Below are 16922 nucleotides of genomic sequence, written 5' to 3'. Positions count from 1 at the left end.
TGGCGAGCGCTCGCGGTTCGACGCTACAAGCCGGGTGTGGACCCGGCCCGCCGGTGCATCCGATAGGCGTATCGGCACGGATGCCCTGACGGCCGATGAGGTGAGGAGGACACCACACCGGACATCACACCGGACGTCACGCGGCGGTCCGGACGACGGTCGGGGCAGGGACGTCGTCCGCAGCTGCCGGCGCACCGTGCACGGTCCGTTCCAGCCACGCGAGCCCGGTCCGACGACCGGCTACTGCCGCACGGGGAGGACGGTTTGGATGGTGGGGCCCGTCACAACGCAACGACGACCTGGAGACGCCGTGGCCCGCGCCCGGTCCACCGGGCGATGCGCGCCCGGGACGCGGGCCCCACGACGAACGGGGGTCACCGCGCGTCCGTGGCACACTCCCAGGGCCACTCGGCCGTTCGGCCCGATTCCAGGAGCGGGATCAGCCGGAACGCCGCGTCGCTGAGGCCGCCGAACGTGTGACGGTGCGGACCCGTACTCGCGTGGCCCGTGGCGTAGCCGGCCAGGTTCCACGTGTAGACGGGGACTTTTCGGGGGACGGCGGCGAACGTGTCGACGTAGGGGGCCAGGTACGCCTGCTCGTCGGTGACGACGACCACCCTGTCGTGTGCGCAGTAGTGCCGGCTCACGGCCGCGGCGGTGTTGGTGCCCCCGAGGTCGTGGAACCGGCCCAGCGCCTCGAGGACGGTCCCGCCCGGCTCCAGCTCGACGGTCCGGCTGCCGGTGCCGAACTCGACGAGGTCGGCCCGCTCCGCGCGCATCGCCAGCGCGGTACCGAAGACGGCCGCGGAGTCCGCCCGGTTGAGCTCGGTGTGCCCACCGGCCGCGTCGAACATCGAGGCCGACCGGTCGACCAGGACCAGGGTCCGTCCGGGCAGTGCCGGAACGTGCGCGAGCGAGTGCCCGAGGGCCGCTTCCAGTGGCTGCTCCCACCGCGATGACGACACGTTGCGGTGGGCGGCCAGGAAGCGGAACGGAAACTGCCGCGAGCGCTGCACCCCGGCCGGATCGGATATCCGGCGCGCCACGTCGGCAGCCGTCCGGTCGCCGACCCCCGCGCGGTCGAAGTTGCGCAGGTTGCGGACGAGCGCCATCACTCCCATCGACGGGATCACGGCCTCCCACACCGCGGCGTCCAGCGGGCCCTGCAGCCAGCCCGCCAACACCTCCCAGGTCATCCCCGCCGCCGCCAGCCGCTCGGCGCCGCCCGGTTCGGTGACCCGTGCGTACCGCTCCCCGACGGGAACCGACATCAGCGTGCGGTGGGCGGTGAGCAGCGGCTCGCCCGCAGGCGGTACGGCCCTGTCCCGGCGGTGGCAGCGGTCCACCGCGTACCGGAACAGCGCGCCCTGCCACGGCCTGTCGGGAGCCGGAGCCGGGTGGGTCAGCTCCAGGACGTCCCCGAAGCGGAACCCCCGCGCCCCGGTGTCGTACTTCACCAACGCACGGCCGGTGTAGAGCCGGCGCACCGCGTCCGCGATCCCGCGCTTGACCGGCTGCGGCAGGCGCCGCCCGTACCGGGAGGTCCAGTACGCCAGCAACTGGCCCGGCTCGTCGGCACGTTGCAGCACAGCGTCCACGGCCTGCCGCGAGAACCCGGCGGCCCGGGCGTCCAACCGGGCACGGACGAACTCGGCCGCTCCCACCAGCGACGCCGTCCGCATGTTGGCTTCGGTGCGGAGCCAGCGCAACAGCCCCAGGGTCCACTCGGGGTCGCCGACCGCGAGCATGCGGATCAACTGGGCGTAGCGGTCGTCGCGGTCACGCGCGCCCTCGTAGAAGGTGGACTGTCCGACCATGTTGGCGGCGGCGAGCAGGAAGAGCTCGGACTTCGGGCTCCGCCGGTATCCGGCGGTCCCCCGGTGTACGCCGCCGTGGGACGGGACAACCACCCTCGGCCGTACCGCTCGTGACGGTGTGACGATCCAACGCCCGTGGGTGGAAAGGGGGGACGTTGCTCCGCCTGCGGTAAGGCCCGGTATTTCGGCCTGGATCTCGTTCCTGGCTTCGGCCTTGACCCGCTGGCGGTTGAACTGGGTCATGCAGAGGTCCCCCTGGCGGGTAGCGGTGGGAGGGTCACGCGGTCGTCGACACGCGGTCGAGGCGCCACTCGGCGCACACGGAAGCAGACGCCTCCCGAGATCAGAAATGGGCACCGGTGGGATGTCGTCAGGAAGTAACCGGGGCTCGCGCGCATCGGAAGACGTCCGTACGGACGCTACCGGGCCGGCTCCGGACACGCATCCGCATTGTTCGGACGCGTCTGACGAGGGCCCCGGAACGGCGTCGTCGCCCGGCGCACACCGCTCCTCCCGACGTCAGAAGGGACCCGCGGCAGCGGCACGGACGCGGTCGTACTCGGCCCGGTCCCGGATCTCCCAGACGGCCTGGCCGACGGCGAGGACGCCTCGGGCGGGCAACGGGACGTCTCCGATGCGCGGGTTCTCCCGCAACCGCACCGGGCGGCCGAGGTCGGCCCCGTCGAGCACGGCCCTTGACGCGTCGACGTAGTACATCCGCCGGGGCATGAGCGTGCCGGTGTGCCCGCTCGGCATCACCCCGGTCATCTGCAGGCGGCCCATCCCCAGCGCGCGGGCGGCCAGCTCCCGCGCCCGCACCAGCGAACGGCAACGCCATGTCCCGAGCGGCAGCGCCGCACCGATGCCGTTGAGGAACCCGAGGAGAGGGGTCGAGGAGGCAGTGAGGGTCCAGTCCAGCGGGGGAGCATCCATCGTGACGCGCAGCGACGCGGGGCCCGTCCACGTGACCTCGATACGCGCGGGACCCGTGCGGGCACACGCGGCGCCGTAGTACCGGGGACAGGCCGTGTCGAGTCGCGCCCCGTCGACGTGGATGGTCCAGTTGCCCAGCGGGTCGCGGTGCCACACGGTGCGGTAGGGCCCGAAGGAGTTCTCCGGGAAGACGCGCAGGGCGAGCACATGGCCGGAGTCGAACGGGAGCCCGAAGACGCCCCACCCCTTGACGTACTCGTGGTCGGCCCAGGGTGCCCGCCCCCGGAGCGGGGGGACGTCCGACAGCTCGGAGGACAGGTCGAGCATCTCGATCACCTCGCGAGGCGCCGCCCGGTACCTCCGTCCAGGATATGGCCCGCCCCCGCAGGATGTCGCTCCACCGTCGCCGCAGACCCGGCAGAACACCGACGCGTCGCCGCCTCTCCAACCGAGGACCGGGGCACGCTCCTGAGCGCGGAGGACCGGAAGTGGACCGCGACGAGGGTCGCCACACTGATCGTCGGTCCCCGGTGGGTCGTGTCGCGGCCAAGTAATGCGGACGGCTACTCCAGAAAGGTGGAAGTAATTTTCGATTCGCCCCTTCGGGTCTGCGCATTTGTCTCGAACAGTTACGGAGGTTCGGAAAGTTGCCAATCCGGGATGCCGCGGGCGTCGAATCACGATTGCGGGCCCGGACCGGGCCCGCAGAGGCAGAACGAGGATTGGAGAATTTCCTATGCGCATGTTTCTGCGCGGTGCGGCCGTTGCTGCGGTAGTTGCTCCGGTAGTGCTGCTCACGGCCGGTGGGGCCAGTGCCGACTCGTACGACCAGCGCATGACGAGTGTGGGCCCGGGTGGCGCTTCTACCGGCTACGTTTCCACCGGAACGACGGTCGGCGGCGGGAGCTACTACTCCGCCGGCGAGTCCATGGCGGGCCCTGGCGGGGCCATGAGCTCCCGGACACAGAGCAGTGCGGGTGGCGTCTGGGGAGCTTCTGGCCACCACGGTGGACTGCTCGGACTGGGCTGGCTCCTGGGCTGACAGCCCGGGAGCGCTCGGCGCGGGCCCGCTCGGGACCCGGCCGGATCACATGAGCGTCGATTCCGGTTACTCGTTTGCACGCGTGGTTTTCCTTGACGGCGCGTCACCGGAGTTCGGCAACGGGTACGGGCATCAGATTCAGGTGAACTACCTGACCTGAATTCCCATCGGGGCCATACCGGAATCCGTTGCCTATGGTTGGCGGGCGATCAGCCCGTACTGCTTCACCTCGCTGCACCGTCGATCCTGACCGGCGGTGCAGCGAGGCTCGATGAGGCTCAGCACGAACCGCATGCGCCCGCAATAGCCCGATCCGGGACCCGATCTTCGAGACGTACCCCACGGCGAGGGCTGGCGATACGTCCGCACCACGACGGGCGAAGATCAAGGAGCTGGAGCAGCAACGCGGCGAGGAGCGCTCCGTTGCCCGCGCCAAGCCGACGGTGAAAGCGTGGACGACGGTGCCTCACCACGATCGCCAGCCTGAAGCTCAAGCCGCGCTCGCTGGACGACTACTGGTCCAAGGCTCGCAACGGCATCGTTCCCGGGCTCGGGGAACACCGCCTCGGCGGGCTCGCGCCCGAACTCCTGGAGCGGCTGTACGCCGACCGACGCGCTCCCGGAGGGCACGGCCCGTCCCACGTCCTCAAGCTGCACCGGATCCCGTCCCGCGAAGGTGCACCGGGTGCTGTCCCTCGCTCTGAAGATCGCCCACCGGCTCCGGATGACCGTGGAGAACGTCGCCACGCTGGTGGACCCGCCGACCATGGACGGGACCGAGGCGAAGTTCACGACGGAGGAGGCCAAGGCGTTCTCGCTCGCCGCGGCGAAGCACCCCGTCCTCATGCGGTGCTGATCGGTGTCGGCATGGGATTCCGGCAGGATGAGGCACTCGGGGCTGCGGTGGAAGACGTGGACCTGGACGCAGAGCTTCCATCCGCACTGGAAGCTCCAGCGCCTCGCCTGGCGGCACACTGCACCGACCCACATGCCTGCGGAGCACGCCTGCACCGCTTCGAGCCCTGTACGCCGGAGCGCCGGACGCACATGACCTCCACGCGCGGCGGCCCGGCGCCCTGCCCACAGGACGGCCCCGCCACGCGGCCGCCCGGCGTCGCCGTCGTATCCGTTGAACGAAAAGGCCCAGCTCAGGGATGCGGAGCTGGGCCTTTCCACAGAGCCCCCTGTCGGATTCGAACCGACGACCTACGCATTACAAGTGCGTTGCTCTGGCCAGCTGAGCTAAGGAGGCGCCGCGCACGTGATCGCGGTGCGCGAAGGCCTCACCACTCTACACAGCCGCACTTTGCCCCGACCATGAGATGCGACCGAGTCCGCGCAGCCCCCACTGCTGACAGAACGGACATCCCGGGGTACCGTCACCCGAAGCCCATTTCCATGGGCCGGACCCATGTCTTCCTTCCACTCGGATCGTCCGGCACGTTCCTGCCGGTAGAAGGGACCCCTTACCCATGGCCACTGTCACTTTCGACAAGGCGACCCGGATCTACCCGGGCTCCACCAAGCCCGCGGTCGACGGGCTCGACATCGAGATCGCGGACGGCGAATTCCTCGTTCTGGTCGGCCCCTCCGGCTGCGGCAAGTCCACCTCCCTGCGCATGCTCGCGGGCCTCGAGGACGTCAACGGCGGAGCCATCCGCATCGGTGACCGCGACGTCACCCATCTCCCGCCGAAGGACCGGGACATCGCCATGGTGTTCCAGAACTACGCGCTCTACCCCCACATGACCGTCGCCGCGAACATGGGCTTCGCGCTCAAGATCGCCGGCGTCGACAAGGCCACCATCCGGCAGAAGGTCGAGGAGGCCGCGAAGATCCTCGACCTCACCGAGTACCTGGACCGCAAGCCGAAGGCGCTCTCCGGCGGTCAGCGGCAGCGCGTGGCCATGGGGCGCGCCATCGTGCGCGAGCCGCAGGTCTTCCTGATGGACGAGCCGCTGTCGAACCTCGACGCCAAGCTCCGCGTGTCGACCCGCACTCAGATCGCGAGCCTCCAGCGCCGCCTCGGCATCACCACGGTGTACGTGACCCACGACCAGGTCGAGGCCATGACGATGGGCGACCGGGTCGCCGTGCTGAAGGACGGCCTGCTGCAGCAGGTCGACTCCCCGCGCAACATGTACGACCGCCCGGCGAACCTCTTCGTGGCCGGCTTCATCGGCTCCCCGGCCATGAACCTGGTCGAGGTGCCGATCACCGACGGCGGCGTGAAGTTCGGGAACAGCGTCGTGCCGGTGTCGCGCGAGGCGTTGTCCGCCGCCGCCGACCGGGGCGACAGGACCGTGACCGTCGGCGTCCGTCCCGAGCACTTCGACGTGGTGGAGTTGGACGGGTCTTCGGCGCGTTCGCTCTCGAAGGACGCGACGGACGCACCCGCCGGCCTGGCCGTGACGGTCAACGTCGTCGAGGAGCTGGGTGCGGACGGCTACGTCTACGGCAGTGCCCACGTCGGTGGCGAGCTCAAGGACCTGGTGGTCCGGGTCAACGGGCGCAACGTCCCCCAGAAGGGCGCCGAGGTGCACGTGGTGCCGCGTCCGGGCGAGACGCACGTCTTCTCGACCTCGACGGGCGAGCGGCTCAGCGACTGAGTCCCGCCGCGACCCTGAAGGCCTGACGCCCGAGAACGGCCCCCTCGCATCTGAGGTTTGCGCGGGGGCCTCCGGACACGCGGGATAAATACCCCGGCAGATCGGGCAATTCACCCATGGCTGTCAACGGTCGATTCGAAAAGTTCACTCGAACCATCCCCCGCGAGAGTGACCAAATGTCGCCGTATAACTACTGAACGCTACGCTCGCCTGCGTGACCCACTCAGCCCGCCGAATCGGCCGATCCCTCGCTCTCGTCCTGCCCGTCGTCCTGGTGCTGTCCGGAACGCTCGCGGTCACCAGTGTCCCGTGGGCAGGGCGCACCTCCGAGTCCCAGATCCTCACCGCGTCCTCGCAGAACGTTTCGGTTCGTGCGAAGTCCCGTGCACCGCACGAGGTTCTGCGCGAGAAGCTGCTCACCGAGCTGCAGCAGAAGGACCCCGGCGTCGCGCTCACCCGTCTCCAGCGCGAGGTCGAGGCCCGCCCCTCGCTCGCCCAGCACTGCATGTCGATCGCGAGGGACCTCGGCCGCGCCGCGGTGGCCAGGTACGGCCCGACGCGCGCCCAGTCGTACTCCCGGCCCGTTTGCGACACCTCCTTCGCCGCTGGCGTCTCCCAGCAGGCTCAGGGCAGCTGATCCAGCCGCACACGGACCCGCAGGACCGTAGGACGACCGGGCAGCGGGGTCCCACGGGGCTGCCCTTATCGTGCCCGTATGCACATGCATCCGACGCAGGCCGTGGTCCTGGCGGGCGGCCAGGGCTCGCGGCTGCGCCCGTACACCGACAACCGCCCCAAGCCGATGGTCGAGATCCCCGGAACCGGGACCCCGATCATCGGCCATCAGCTCGCCTGGCTGGCCGCCGAGGGCGTGACCGATGCCGTGGTTTCCTGTGGCCACCTCGCCGAGGTGCTGCAGGACTGGCTGGCGACCGCCGATCTGCCGCTCCGGGTCACCACCGTCGTCGAGTCGGAGCCGCTGGGGCGGGGCGGTGGCCTCAAGTACGCCGCGGCGAGCCTCCCCGACCCGGAGCTGCCCTGGTACGCCACCAACGGCGACATCTGGACGCGTTTCTCACTGCGCGAGATGGCCGAGTTCCACGCGGAACGCGACGCCGTCGCGACCCTCGCACTGGCTCGACCGCGGATTCCGTGGGGTGCCGTGGAGACCGACGAGTTCGGCCACGTCCTCGACTTCATCGAGTCGCCGCCGTCCCCCTACCTCATCAACGCGGGCGTGTACGTCTTCTCCGCGGCGTTCCGGGGCCTACTGCCCGACCGCGGCGACCACGAGCGCACCACGTTCCCGAAGCTTGCCCGTGAGCGGGCCTTGGCCGGATTCCCGTTGCCCCAGGGGGCGTACTGGCGGGCGATCGACACGGCGAAGGACCTCACCGAGGCGGCGAGGGAGCTCACCACCCCGGCGCCGTGAGCGATCGCCCCGCACCGTGAGGGACGGTCCCGCGCCGTGAGCGATCGCCCGTGAGGGACGGGCCCGGATCCGTCGCGAGTTCCGGCGGCGACCGCCCCACCGCCTCCGCCCCTGGTCGAAGCGGCCCCTGGAAGCCGCCCTCGACGAGAAGTCGCCCTCGCCCGGTGCGGGCCTTCCCGCTGCCCTCGCGGACCCCACGCTCGCGGCGAACTCCGTTCCGATGCGTCCGGGCTGCTCGTTGCCCGCCCGATGAAGATCCCGGCGCCGCATCTCCCCGCCAGCCACGACGCATGAGCGCCACCCCAAACCCCTCGATCCCCGCGCAACGCGCCCCGAAGGCCAGGCGTCACCTCGTCCCGATGCGGCGCGCCGTAGCCCGGCTTGGAACGCACCGCGCTGCCGCACATGTCCACGCCCCCGCTGTCCGCGGGGGCGTGGGACCGGAGTGGGACGGCGTCAGCCCAGCAGGCCCCCGATCGGGTTGCGGTTGCCACCGCCCGAGCTCCCGGAGCCGCCCCCGCTGCTGTTGGAGCCGCCGTCACCGGCGCCACCCGTGCGGCCGCCGCCGCTCGTACCGCCGCCCCAGGCACCGCCGTCGGAACCGCCGTTGGAGGACGGGCCGGAGCTGTCGGTCGGCGGGTTCGCCGGCTCCTGCCTGCGCGGTTGCTGCCCGGTGCCCCGGGACTCACTGGGCGTCCCCGCCCCACCGACGCGCTCGGACCCGCCGGGCTTCTCCGACGGCCCGGTCCGCGTCGCAGAAGGGCTGCTGGAGCCGCTCTCGGACGGGTCGGCCCGCCGCTGGTGCTCCCGGTACGCGCTGCGCCCGCCGGACTCGCTGGGCAGCGGAGCGCCCGGGAGGTTGTTGGTCGGCGCCACGTCCGGTCCCGGTACGGTCACGAGGTCCGTGGAGCGCACGGCGGCACCGAGGACGGAACCGATCAGCAGCGTCAGACCCACCACGACGGCGGCCATGATGCCGCCGCGCCGCAGCACGCGGCGGCGCAGCTCCCACAGCTCCGAGCGCGGGCCGAGCTTCCGCCAAGCCTCGCCCGCGAGCCGCGCGTCCACGGAGTAGACCGGAGCACCGGCGATGATCAACGGGGACCAGGCGGCGAGGTTCATGATGTCGGGTGCGTCGTACACCGGGACGGTCCGCCAGCTGACGGTCATGATCAGGGCGGCGGAGAGCAGGGCCCCTACGACGGCGGCGACCCGCTGCCAGAGCCCGAGGCAGGTGAGCACGCCCACGACCACCTCGAGGAACGCCACGGTGAGGCCGGCACCGACCGGGTGCGACACTGCGAAGTCGCGCAGCGGCTCGGCAATGGCCCACGGATCGAGCTTCGTCAGCCACTTCACCATGGATCCGCGCTCGCCGCCGTCGAAGTAGACGGGATCGCAGAGCTTGCCCATGCCGGCGTACACGGAGATGAGGCCGAGGAAGACCCGGAGCGGGAGGAGGACGACGCCGAGGTTCATGCGGCGGCCCGGGTAGTAGGCGTGCCGCACTCCGGCGGACGGGTTGCCGGACACGGCAGAAGCGCGCGCGGCGCGTGCGCCGGCACGGCCCCCGATGCGGCCCCCGGGCGTGAAGTCCGTCGCCTCCTCGGCCTCCCGCCCGTACGGCTCGTACGCGTCGTACGCGCCCTCCGCCTGGCGCATCTGCGGCAGCAGCGGGGGACGCCGGCGGCTGACGACGGGGGTGGGCAGGGTGTCGGGGGTGTCGGGGGTGAGGTCGATGTGCGGGATGACCTGGGTTGCGCCCGCATCCTGGCGGACTGCGCCCGCCCCGCCGTGGTGTCCGCCGTAGCCGCCGGTGTCGAGACCGCCCCCGGCGTAGCCCACGCCGTCGTAACCACCGGTGTGCCGGACCGACCCGCTGTTGCGCACGGCCTGCAGCAGACCCGTCGCCCCCGGGTCCCCCGGAGCGGACTTCCCGCTCCACACAACGGGTGCACGGCGGCGCGTCGCCACGCGGGCGCCGCTGAAGGCCGGGATCCTGGCGGTGTCCGCCATGGCCCAGGCGGTGTGCGGGCTCGGGGACGGGGCGAGCTTCACCCGGAAGCTGGCGTGGTTCACGATGACCTGCGCGGGATCGCAGTTCACCTTGACCGTGCTCAGGGCAGGGTGCTCGTCGAACCCGGGGCGGGGCGTTCTGGTGTCCACACTCATCTAACCGAGTGACTTGTCGTTAGGACACTGCCTTGACGGCCCCGAAATGTCCGAGACCCGTCAAGATCGTTACGGTGTGCGCGCCGCCTCACCGCCCCCTGCCGAAACCACCGTGCCTCGCTCGCCCGAGTACGGGTGCAGGACCGCCCGGCACCGTGCTGGGGACCCGTGCGACCGGACGCCGGCTCCCGTGCCCGGAGGGGCCCGCGGTGCAGGGGGACACGGGCCCCGGTGAGGAAGCGGGCCGTGCCGGGCATGCGGGCACAGGGCACGGCCCTTGCGGTTCAGCCCCGGCGACGCGCCGCCTCGTAGAGCACGACCCCCGCGGCCACACCCGCGTTCAACGACTCGGCACCGCCGGGCATCGGGATGCGGACCCGGAAGTCACAGGTCTCGCCGACCAGTCGGGACAGGCCCTTGCCCTCGCTGCCGACGACGATGACGACCGGGCCGTCCAGCGCCTCGAGCTCGCCGACCTCGACCTCGCCGTCAGCGGCGAGACCGACGACCGTGATGCCCGCCTTCTGGTACGCCTCGAGGGCACGGGTCAGATTGGTGGCGCGGGCGACCGGGGTGCGGGCCGCAGTGCCCGCCGAGGTCTTCCAGGCGCCGGCGGTCATGCCCGCGGCGCGGCGCTCGGGCACCACGACTCCGTGGCCGCCGAAGGCCGCGACCGAACGCACGACCGCACCGAGGTTGCGCGGGTCGGTGACCCCGTCGAGGGCGACGATCAGCGGGTCCTCACCGTCGTCGAAAGCCGCGGCCGCGAGGTCCTCGGGGTGCGCGTACTCGTACGGCGGCACCTGCAGGACGAGCCCCTGGTGGTTCAGCCCGTTCGTCATCCGGTCGAGTTCGGCTCGCGGGGCCTCCATCAGGTTGATGTTGCCGCGCTGCCCCGCGAGCTGGAGCGCCTCGCGGACCCGCTCGTCGTTGTCGATGAACTGCTGCACGTAGAGCGTCGTCGCGGGCACGCCGTCGCGCAGCGCCTCGAAGACCGGGTTGCGGCCGACGACCATCTCGGACGAGCCCTTGCCGCCCCGGCGGGCGACGGGCCGCCGCTGTGCCTGCTTGGCCTTGGCGTTGGCGATGCGGTTCTTCACATGGCCCTTGCGCGCGGAGGCGGGCGGCGTCGGGCCCTTGCCCTCGAGGCTGCGGCGCCGCTTGCCACCGCTGCCGACCGTCGCGCCCTTCTTGTTGGACGTACGGCGGTTCCTGCGCTGGCTGTTCCCGGCCATGGCTATCGGTTTCCCTGAATCTTCCGAGTCTGCGGTCGCGTGCGTGCGTCACACGCGGGTGTCTGTATCAAAGTGTGCCGCGGCACCGGCGAAAACGTGCCGCCCGGGCGGCCGGGCGGCACGCGTCGCGGGTCAGCTCGGTCCCAGCGTCCAGCGGGGGCCGTCCGGGCCGTCCTCGATGACGAGGCCGGACTGGTTGAGCTGGTCGCGGATGGCGTCCGCCGTGGCCCAGTCCTTGCGGGACCGTGCGGACTCCCGCTGCTGCAGGACCATGCGCACCAGGGTGTCGACGACGCCGTACAGGTCCTCGCCGCGGTCGGCCTCGCCTGCCCAGTGCGGATCGAGCGGGTCCAGGCCGAGGACGCCGAGCATGGCCCGCACCTCGGCGAGGCGGGCGACGGCCTCTTCCTTGTCGTCGGCGGCCAGAGCGGAGTTGCCCTGCCGGACCGTGGTGTGGACGATCGCGAGCGCCTGCGGCACCCCCAGGTCGTCGTCCATGGCTTCGGCGAACCCGGGCGGCACCTCGGCCGCCGGCTCGACGACGCCGCCGGCCTTCTCGACCACCCGCTGCACGAAGCCCTCGATCCGCGCGAACGCCGACTCGGCCTCGCGCAAGGCCTCCTCGCTGTACTCGATCATCGAGCGGTAGTGCGGGGAACCGAGGTAGTAGCGCAGCACGACGGGACGCCACTGCTTGACCATCTCGGAGACGAGCACCGAGTTGCCGAGCGACTTCGACATCTTCTCGCCACTCAAGGTCACCCAGGCGTTGTGCACCCAGTACGACGCGAAGTCGTCACCGAATGCCTTGGCCTGTGCGATCTCGTTCTCGTGGTGCGGGAAGATCAGGTCGATTCCGCCGCCGTGGATGTCGAAGGCGCTGCCCAGGTACTTGTGGGCCATCGCCGAGCACTCCAGATGCCAGCCGGGGCGCCCACGCCCCCACGGGGTCTCCCAGGACGGCTCGCCGGGCTTGGCGGCCTTCCACATGGCGAAGTCCCGCGGATCGCGCTTGCCGGTCTCGCCCTCGCCGGACGGCTGCCGCAGGTCGTCGAGGTCCTGGTTGGACAGCTCCAGGTAGCCGGGGAACGAGCGGACGTCGAAGTAGACGTTGCCGTCGGCCGCGTACGCGTGGCCCCGCTCGATGAGGCCGCGCATCATCTCGACCATCTCCGTGACGTGTCCGGTGGCCCGTGGTTCGACGGTGGGCGGCAGGCAACCGAGCGCGTCATAGCCGGCGTTGAAGGCGCGCTCGTTGTCGAATCCGATGGCCCACCAGGGCCGGTTCTGGCTGGCGGCCTTGGCGATGATCTTGTCGTCGATGTCCGTCACGTTCCGCACGAACGTGACGTCGTAGCCGCGGTAGGCGAACCAGCGGCGCATGATGTCGAAGTTGAGTCCGGACCTGATGTGCCCGATGTGCGGGGCGGACTGCACGGTCGCGCCACACAGGTAGATCGAGACACAGCCCGGCGCAAGCGGGACGAAGTCGCGGATCTGCCGGGCGTTGGTGTCGTACAGCCGAATAGTCACCACTCAAGAGTAGTGGGCCCCGGGCAGTGCCCCGCGCCCGTTCCGGGAACGCGGGGCGGGATCGTGACCAGGGAGCTTGATCCGCTCAGGCGAGCGCGCCGACGACCTTGCGCGGAGTGATCCGGACGACCACGCGCGGTGCGTCCTCACCGGCCGCCGGGTTGAACTCGGCGTACCGCTTGCCGGTGTACTTCACGGACAACTCGTCGATCAACTCCTGCCCCCCCTCGGTGGTGAGGCTGGCGGTGCCGCGGATCTCGCCGTACGTGTACGGCGCGTCGAAGGGCTGCACCAGCACGGTGGCCCGCGGGTCGCGCCGGAGGTTCCGTTCCTTCCGGCGGCCGAGGGTCGTCGAGATCAGGACGTCGTCGCCGTCCCGCATGACCCAGACGGGAGAGACCTGGGGGCTCCCGTCGGGCTGGATGGTGGCGAGGTTCACGAACACGGGCCTGTCGAGCAGTTCCTTGAGCTCGTCGCTGAGCGAGGCGGTCACGGTGCTGTCCTCCTGAACTCGGTGCACGCGGTGCGCAGGGATCATCCCCTTGCGTCACCATGGCGTCTACCCCACGCGGGCGCACCTGTGCGGTCAGGACGCGCGGAATACCAATGCGGTGGCGATCGCTGCCAGCCCTTCGGCCCTGCCGGTGAGCCCGAGGCCGTCCGTGGTGGTGCCGGAGACGGAGACCGGCGCACCGGCCGCCTCACCGAGCACCTTCTGGGCTTCGGCGCGGCGCCGACCGACCTTCGGCCGGACGCCGATGACCTGGATCGCGACGTTGCCGATCTCGAAGCCCTCCTCGCGGACGATCCGCGCGGCCTCCGCGAGCAAGGTGACGCCGGAGGCACCGGACCACTCGGGTCGGTCGGTGCCGAAGTGGGCCCCGAGGTCGCCGAGACCCGCGGCGGAGAACAGTGCGTCGCAGGCCGCGTGCGCGGCCACGTCCCCGTCGGAGTGCCCGGCGAGGCCGTCCTCGCCGGGCCACAGCAGGCCGGCGCACCACAGGTCCCGGCCCTGCTCGAAGGCGTGCACGTCGGTGCCGATGCCCACGCGGGGCATGGCGGTCACGGGGGTGTCAGAAGCCATCGTTGGCCCTCCTGCGGGCGAGTACGGCCTCGGCGAGCACGAGGTCCAGCGGACGGGTGACCTTGAACGCCTCTTCGTGGCCGGGGACGACCACGACGGGTACGCCGAGCTGCTCGACCATTCCGGCGTCGTCGGTGGCGCCGTCCCCTGCGACGGCCACGGTCTCGTGGGCGCGCACGAGCGTGGCGCGGTCGAAGCCCTGCGGGGTCTGGACGGCTCGCAGCCTGGCCCGCTCGGGGGTGGCGACGACGGGCTCGGGCTCGCCCTTCTCCCGCGGCTCGACCTGCTTGACGGTGTCGGCGAGCGGCAGGGCGGGCACGACGGCAGGGGCGCCGTCCCGTACGGCCTCGACGACGGCGTCGACGGTGTCGACGGGGACGAGGGGGCGGGCGGCGTCGTGCACGAGGACGATGTCGATCGTCTCGGGGAGCGCCGCGAGGCCGAGGCGCACGGAATCCTGGCGGGTCTCGCCACCGGGCACCACGAGGTAGTCGGTCCGCCCCCAGCTCCCGCTGGGGGTGCCTCCGGGCAGCCCGTACTCGTCGAGCAGGTTCTTGACCTCGAGGGCGCCGTCGGGCGGGGCGACCACCACGACGAGTGACACGGCTCTGGACGCGGCCATGGCGCGGACGGCGTGGATCAGCATGGGGGTGCCGTTGAGCGTGCGCAGCGCCTTGGGGGCACCCGGGCCGAGCCGTACGCCCCGGCCTGCCGCGGGGATCACCACGGCGGTGCGGCCGGTGCGCGTGTGGTCTGACATCGGTTCCACTCCGGGGGATCGAGTCGGGGAGTCACGGCCCGCCCACCGGGGCGCGACGGGGGTGACTTGGCATGGCCAGGTTTGTTCCCTCGGCCGACATGGGTATGGCCTGGGCGTACCCCAACCGACGGTTGGGGGGTGCCGGGCGCGCCGCCTTGACCGGACCCTTCCGTGACGACTGGTCGAGCCAGCTGCCCGGGCCCGGTATTCAGGGAGAACGCCTGCGGGGAGAACGGGGGTCGTGGGGGACGGGGACCTGCGTGGATCGTGCGCCATCGGTCGTGTGGCGCAGTCGTATGGCGCACGGTCATGTGATGCACGGCCTTTGTCATGCACGGCCTTGTGATGCACGGCCTTGTCATGCACGGCCCCGTGATACGAGGCGCCTTCCGGGTCCGGTGAACATGCCGCAGTGCCCGGCGACACAACTTCTAGCTGGTCAGCGGGCACCGCGGCATTCAGTTCTGCACCGTGGACGCTTGCCTGGCGTCAGGCCATGCACCAGGACCGTGCGTCAGGACGCGAGGACCTCGTCGAGCAGGGCCTCGGCCTTGTCCTCGTTGGTGTTCTCCGCGAGAGCCAGCTCGCTCACCAGGATCTGGCGAGCCTTGGCCAGCATGCGCTTCTCCCCTGCGGAGAGACCGCGCTCGCGCTCGCGACGCCACAGGTCACGCACCACTTCGGCGACCTTGATGACATCGCCGGAGGCGAGCTTCTCGAGATTTGCCTTGTAGCGACGGGACCAGTTCGTCGGCTCCTCGGCGTACGGCGCACGCAGCACGTCGAAGACCCGGTCCAGCCCGTCCTGACCGACCACATCGCGCACGCCAACGAGATCCGCATTGTCCGCCGGCACACGAACCGTCAAGTCGCCCTGGGCGACCTTGAGCACCAAGTAGGTCTTGTCCACGCCTTTGATCTGGCGAGTTTCGATGGCCTCGATCAGCGCGGCCCCGTGATGGGGATAGACCACGGTGTCGCCAACCTTGAACGTCATGTGACAGGTACCCCTTCCGTGGCTATCCAGGGTAACACGAGAACCGCGTCTTCTGAATGGCGTTTTCGCAGGTCAGGGCATATCTCGGGGCTTGACAACAGCAACATGGACGTGCTGCGGGCGCCTTCCGGAGGGGGGTATTCGCAGGTGGGAGCGGCTAAGCGTACGCACAGAAACGCGCACGTTACACGCACCACAGCCCCTGCTCAAGCGCACGAAAGTCCCGATTTGCCCGATTCCAGGCAGTGTACTTCCCGTACTCCGTTCGAGGCTCGCTCACCCATCCGGAGGTACGTCCGGAAAATTTCTGGAATTGATCTTCGATGGCGCGCGTCGGATTTCCTGGGCGAATGCGCGATGGTCTGCGGAATTGATCATCCGGGTTATGTGAACGGCAGACGAAATCCATACGGCGGGGAGTGCCCCGGTCCGGCACCGGCCGAGTCGGGGAGCCCCGGGGGCGGGTCGGGTGCGGGCCCCCGACGGGCGGTCGGTAACCTAAGCCCGCTGACAGACCCTTAGCCCCTCCGTACGTCTTAGGAGATGCCGCCGCCGTGAGCAGCAGCCTTCGACGCGGCACCCTCGCCGCCTCTGCCCTTGTGATCTCGATCGCCTCGCTCTCCGCATGCGCTGCGGGCAACGATGCGCAGACGCTCCAGGTCAAGCCGGACAACGCCGCCACGTCCGTGGGCGACGTCAAGATCCAGAACGCGTCGGTGATCACTCAGCCCGAGCCGACCGCAGAGGGTCCGGCCGTCGTCACGGCGACGCTGTTCAACAACGGCACCGAGCAGCAGACCATCGAGTCGATCACGCTGGCGGGCTCCAGCGCGCCCGTGAAGCTCAGCCCGGCCACCGGCTCGGGACCGTTGACGGTTCCGGCGGGCGGCTCCCTCGTCCTCGGCGGCAAGGGCAATGCGTCCGCCGTCATCGACAAGGGCCGCGAAGCCGCGAAGAACGGCGACTCTCAGAAGGTCGTCTTCCGGTTCAGCCAGACCGGCGAGGTCGCCATCAACGCCTTCGTGGTCCCGGCCGCCAGCTACTTCAAGGACTACGGCCCGTCGGAGGCGCCCCAGGCTTCCGCCACGCCGTCGGCCGCCGCTCCGTCGGGCACCCCCAGCGGCAGCCCGTCGGCGCCCGCGGAGGGCGTGCAGGGCGGCGACAACGCCTCGTCGAGCCCCTCGGACGCCGCTTCGGCCTCCGAGAACGCGGGCCACTGACCCGAGCACGCGGTACCGGCCGGGGACGGGACACCGACCCGGCCGATCGGCGGACCGTGCGTACGGCGGCGCCCCACCGGAAGTGATC

The 16922-nt window shown here is 70.9% G+C and carries 14 protein-coding genes, 1 tRNA gene and 1 pseudogene; 6 read left to right on the top strand and 10 right to left on the bottom strand.

The genetic code is table 11. From position 1 onward, the window contains the following. Positions 1 to 374: 374 nt before the first annotated feature. Both ACFXOM_RS21270 and ACFXOM_RS21265 read right to left on the bottom strand, forming a co-directional pair. Positions 375 to 2060 (bottom strand): TROVE domain-containing protein, encoded by a 1686-nt coding sequence (locus ACFXOM_RS21270; RefSeq protein ID WP_384936844.1) that lies wholly within the window; start codon positions 2058 to 2060, stop codon positions 375 to 377. 276 nt (positions 2061 to 2336) lie between these two features. After that, positions 2337 to 3077, bottom strand: coding sequence for a hypothetical protein (locus tag ACFXOM_RS21265; RefSeq protein WP_384936841.1), 741 nt, complete (start codon positions 3075 to 3077; stop codon positions 2337 to 2339). 409 nt (positions 3078 to 3486) lie between these two features. Between ACFXOM_RS21265 and ACFXOM_RS21260 the strand changes: the two genes are divergently transcribed. Beyond that, positions 3487 to 3792 carry a hypothetical protein gene (locus ACFXOM_RS21260; protein WP_384936839.1) on the top strand — a complete coding sequence of 102 codons (306 nt, stop codon included), beginning with the start codon at positions 3487 to 3489 and terminating at the stop codon, positions 3790 to 3792. Positions 3793 to 4103: 311 nt separating this feature from the next. Then, a pseudogene (locus ACFXOM_RS21255) lies at positions 4104 to 4878 on the top strand (integrase); the annotation flags it as partial. Positions 4879 to 4970: 92 nt separating this feature from the next. Here ACFXOM_RS21255 and ACFXOM_RS21250 read toward each other — a convergent pair. Further along, positions 4971 to 5044, bottom strand: a tRNA-Thr gene (locus ACFXOM_RS21250). A 220-nt stretch (positions 5045 to 5264) separates the two neighbouring features. Between ACFXOM_RS21250 and ACFXOM_RS21245 the strand changes: the two genes are divergently transcribed. From ACFXOM_RS21245 to ACFXOM_RS21235, 3 genes are all read left to right on the top strand, one after another. After that, positions 5265 to 6401, top strand: a complete 1137-nt coding sequence (locus ACFXOM_RS21245; RefSeq protein ID WP_384936833.1) for an ABC transporter ATP-binding protein — start codon at positions 5265 to 5267, stop codon at positions 6399 to 6401. Positions 6402 to 6615: 214 nt separating this feature from the next. Continuing rightward, on the top strand, positions 6616 to 7038 hold the full coding sequence (locus ACFXOM_RS21240) for a hypothetical protein (RefSeq protein ID WP_384936831.1): 423 nt from the start codon (positions 6616 to 6618) through the stop codon (positions 7036 to 7038). A gap of 78 nt (positions 7039 to 7116) precedes the next feature. After that, positions 7117 to 7833, top strand: coding sequence for an NDP-sugar synthase (locus tag ACFXOM_RS21235; RefSeq protein ID WP_384936828.1), 717 nt, complete (start codon positions 7117 to 7119; stop codon positions 7831 to 7833). Positions 7834 to 8289: 456 nt separating this feature from the next. Here ACFXOM_RS21235 and ACFXOM_RS21230 read toward each other — a convergent pair whose 3' ends face one another. The 7 genes from ACFXOM_RS21230 to ACFXOM_RS21200 form a co-directional block, all read right to left on the bottom strand. After that, positions 8290 to 10005 carry a DoxX family protein gene (locus ACFXOM_RS21230; protein WP_384936825.1) on the bottom strand — a complete coding sequence of 572 codons (1716 nt, stop codon included), beginning with the start codon at positions 10003 to 10005 and terminating at the stop codon, positions 8290 to 8292. A gap of 284 nt (positions 10006 to 10289) precedes the next feature. Further along, entirely contained in the window at positions 10290 to 11240 is a 951-nt protein-coding gene (rlmB, locus tag ACFXOM_RS21225) for a 23S rRNA (guanosine(2251)-2'-O)-methyltransferase RlmB (RefSeq protein WP_384936822.1), read from the bottom strand. 132 nt (positions 11241 to 11372) lie between these two features. Continuing rightward, positions 11373 to 12773, bottom strand: a complete 1401-nt coding sequence (cysS, locus tag ACFXOM_RS21220; protein WP_384936819.1) for a cysteine--tRNA ligase — start codon at positions 12771 to 12773, stop codon at positions 11373 to 11375. Between the two features lie 85 nt (positions 12774 to 12858). Then, the gene (locus ACFXOM_RS21215) at positions 12859 to 13266 is read right to left on the bottom strand and encodes a PPOX class F420-dependent oxidoreductase (protein ID WP_384936816.1); all 408 of its coding nucleotides are present in this window, start codon (positions 13264 to 13266) and stop codon (positions 12859 to 12861) included. Positions 13267 to 13359: 93 nt separating this feature from the next. Next, the gene (ispF, locus tag ACFXOM_RS21210; RefSeq protein WP_384936813.1) at positions 13360 to 13857 is read right to left on the bottom strand and encodes a 2-C-methyl-D-erythritol 2,4-cyclodiphosphate synthase; all 498 of its coding nucleotides are present in this window, start codon (positions 13855 to 13857) and stop codon (positions 13360 to 13362) included. Then, complete coding sequence (gene ispD / locus ACFXOM_RS21205) at positions 13847 to 14617, bottom strand: 2-C-methyl-D-erythritol 4-phosphate cytidylyltransferase (protein WP_384936810.1); 771 nt, start codon at positions 14615 to 14617, stop codon at positions 13847 to 13849. Before ispD ends, ispF begins: the two co-directional genes overlap by 11 nt. Positions 14618 to 15131: 514 nt before the next feature. Next, positions 15132 to 15614 carry a CarD family transcriptional regulator gene (locus ACFXOM_RS21200; protein WP_017945956.1) on the bottom strand — a complete coding sequence of 161 codons (483 nt, stop codon included), beginning with the start codon at positions 15612 to 15614 and terminating at the stop codon, positions 15132 to 15134. A 554-nt stretch (positions 15615 to 16168) separates the two neighbouring features. Here ACFXOM_RS21200 and ACFXOM_RS21195 point away from each other — a divergent pair. Beyond that, positions 16169 to 16834, top strand: a complete 666-nt coding sequence (locus ACFXOM_RS21195; protein WP_384936807.1) for a DUF461 domain-containing protein — start codon at positions 16169 to 16171, stop codon at positions 16832 to 16834. The last annotated feature ends 88 nt before the right edge of the window (positions 16835 to 16922 follow it).

The sequence above is a fragment of the Streptomyces sp. NPDC059169 genome (assembly GCF_042755225.1).
GTDB lineage: Bacteria > Actinomycetota > Actinomycetes > Streptomycetales > Streptomycetaceae > Streptomyces.
The sequence above is the reverse complement of the archived record's forward strand: the minus strand, read 5'-3'. Positions and strand labels throughout refer to the sequence as shown.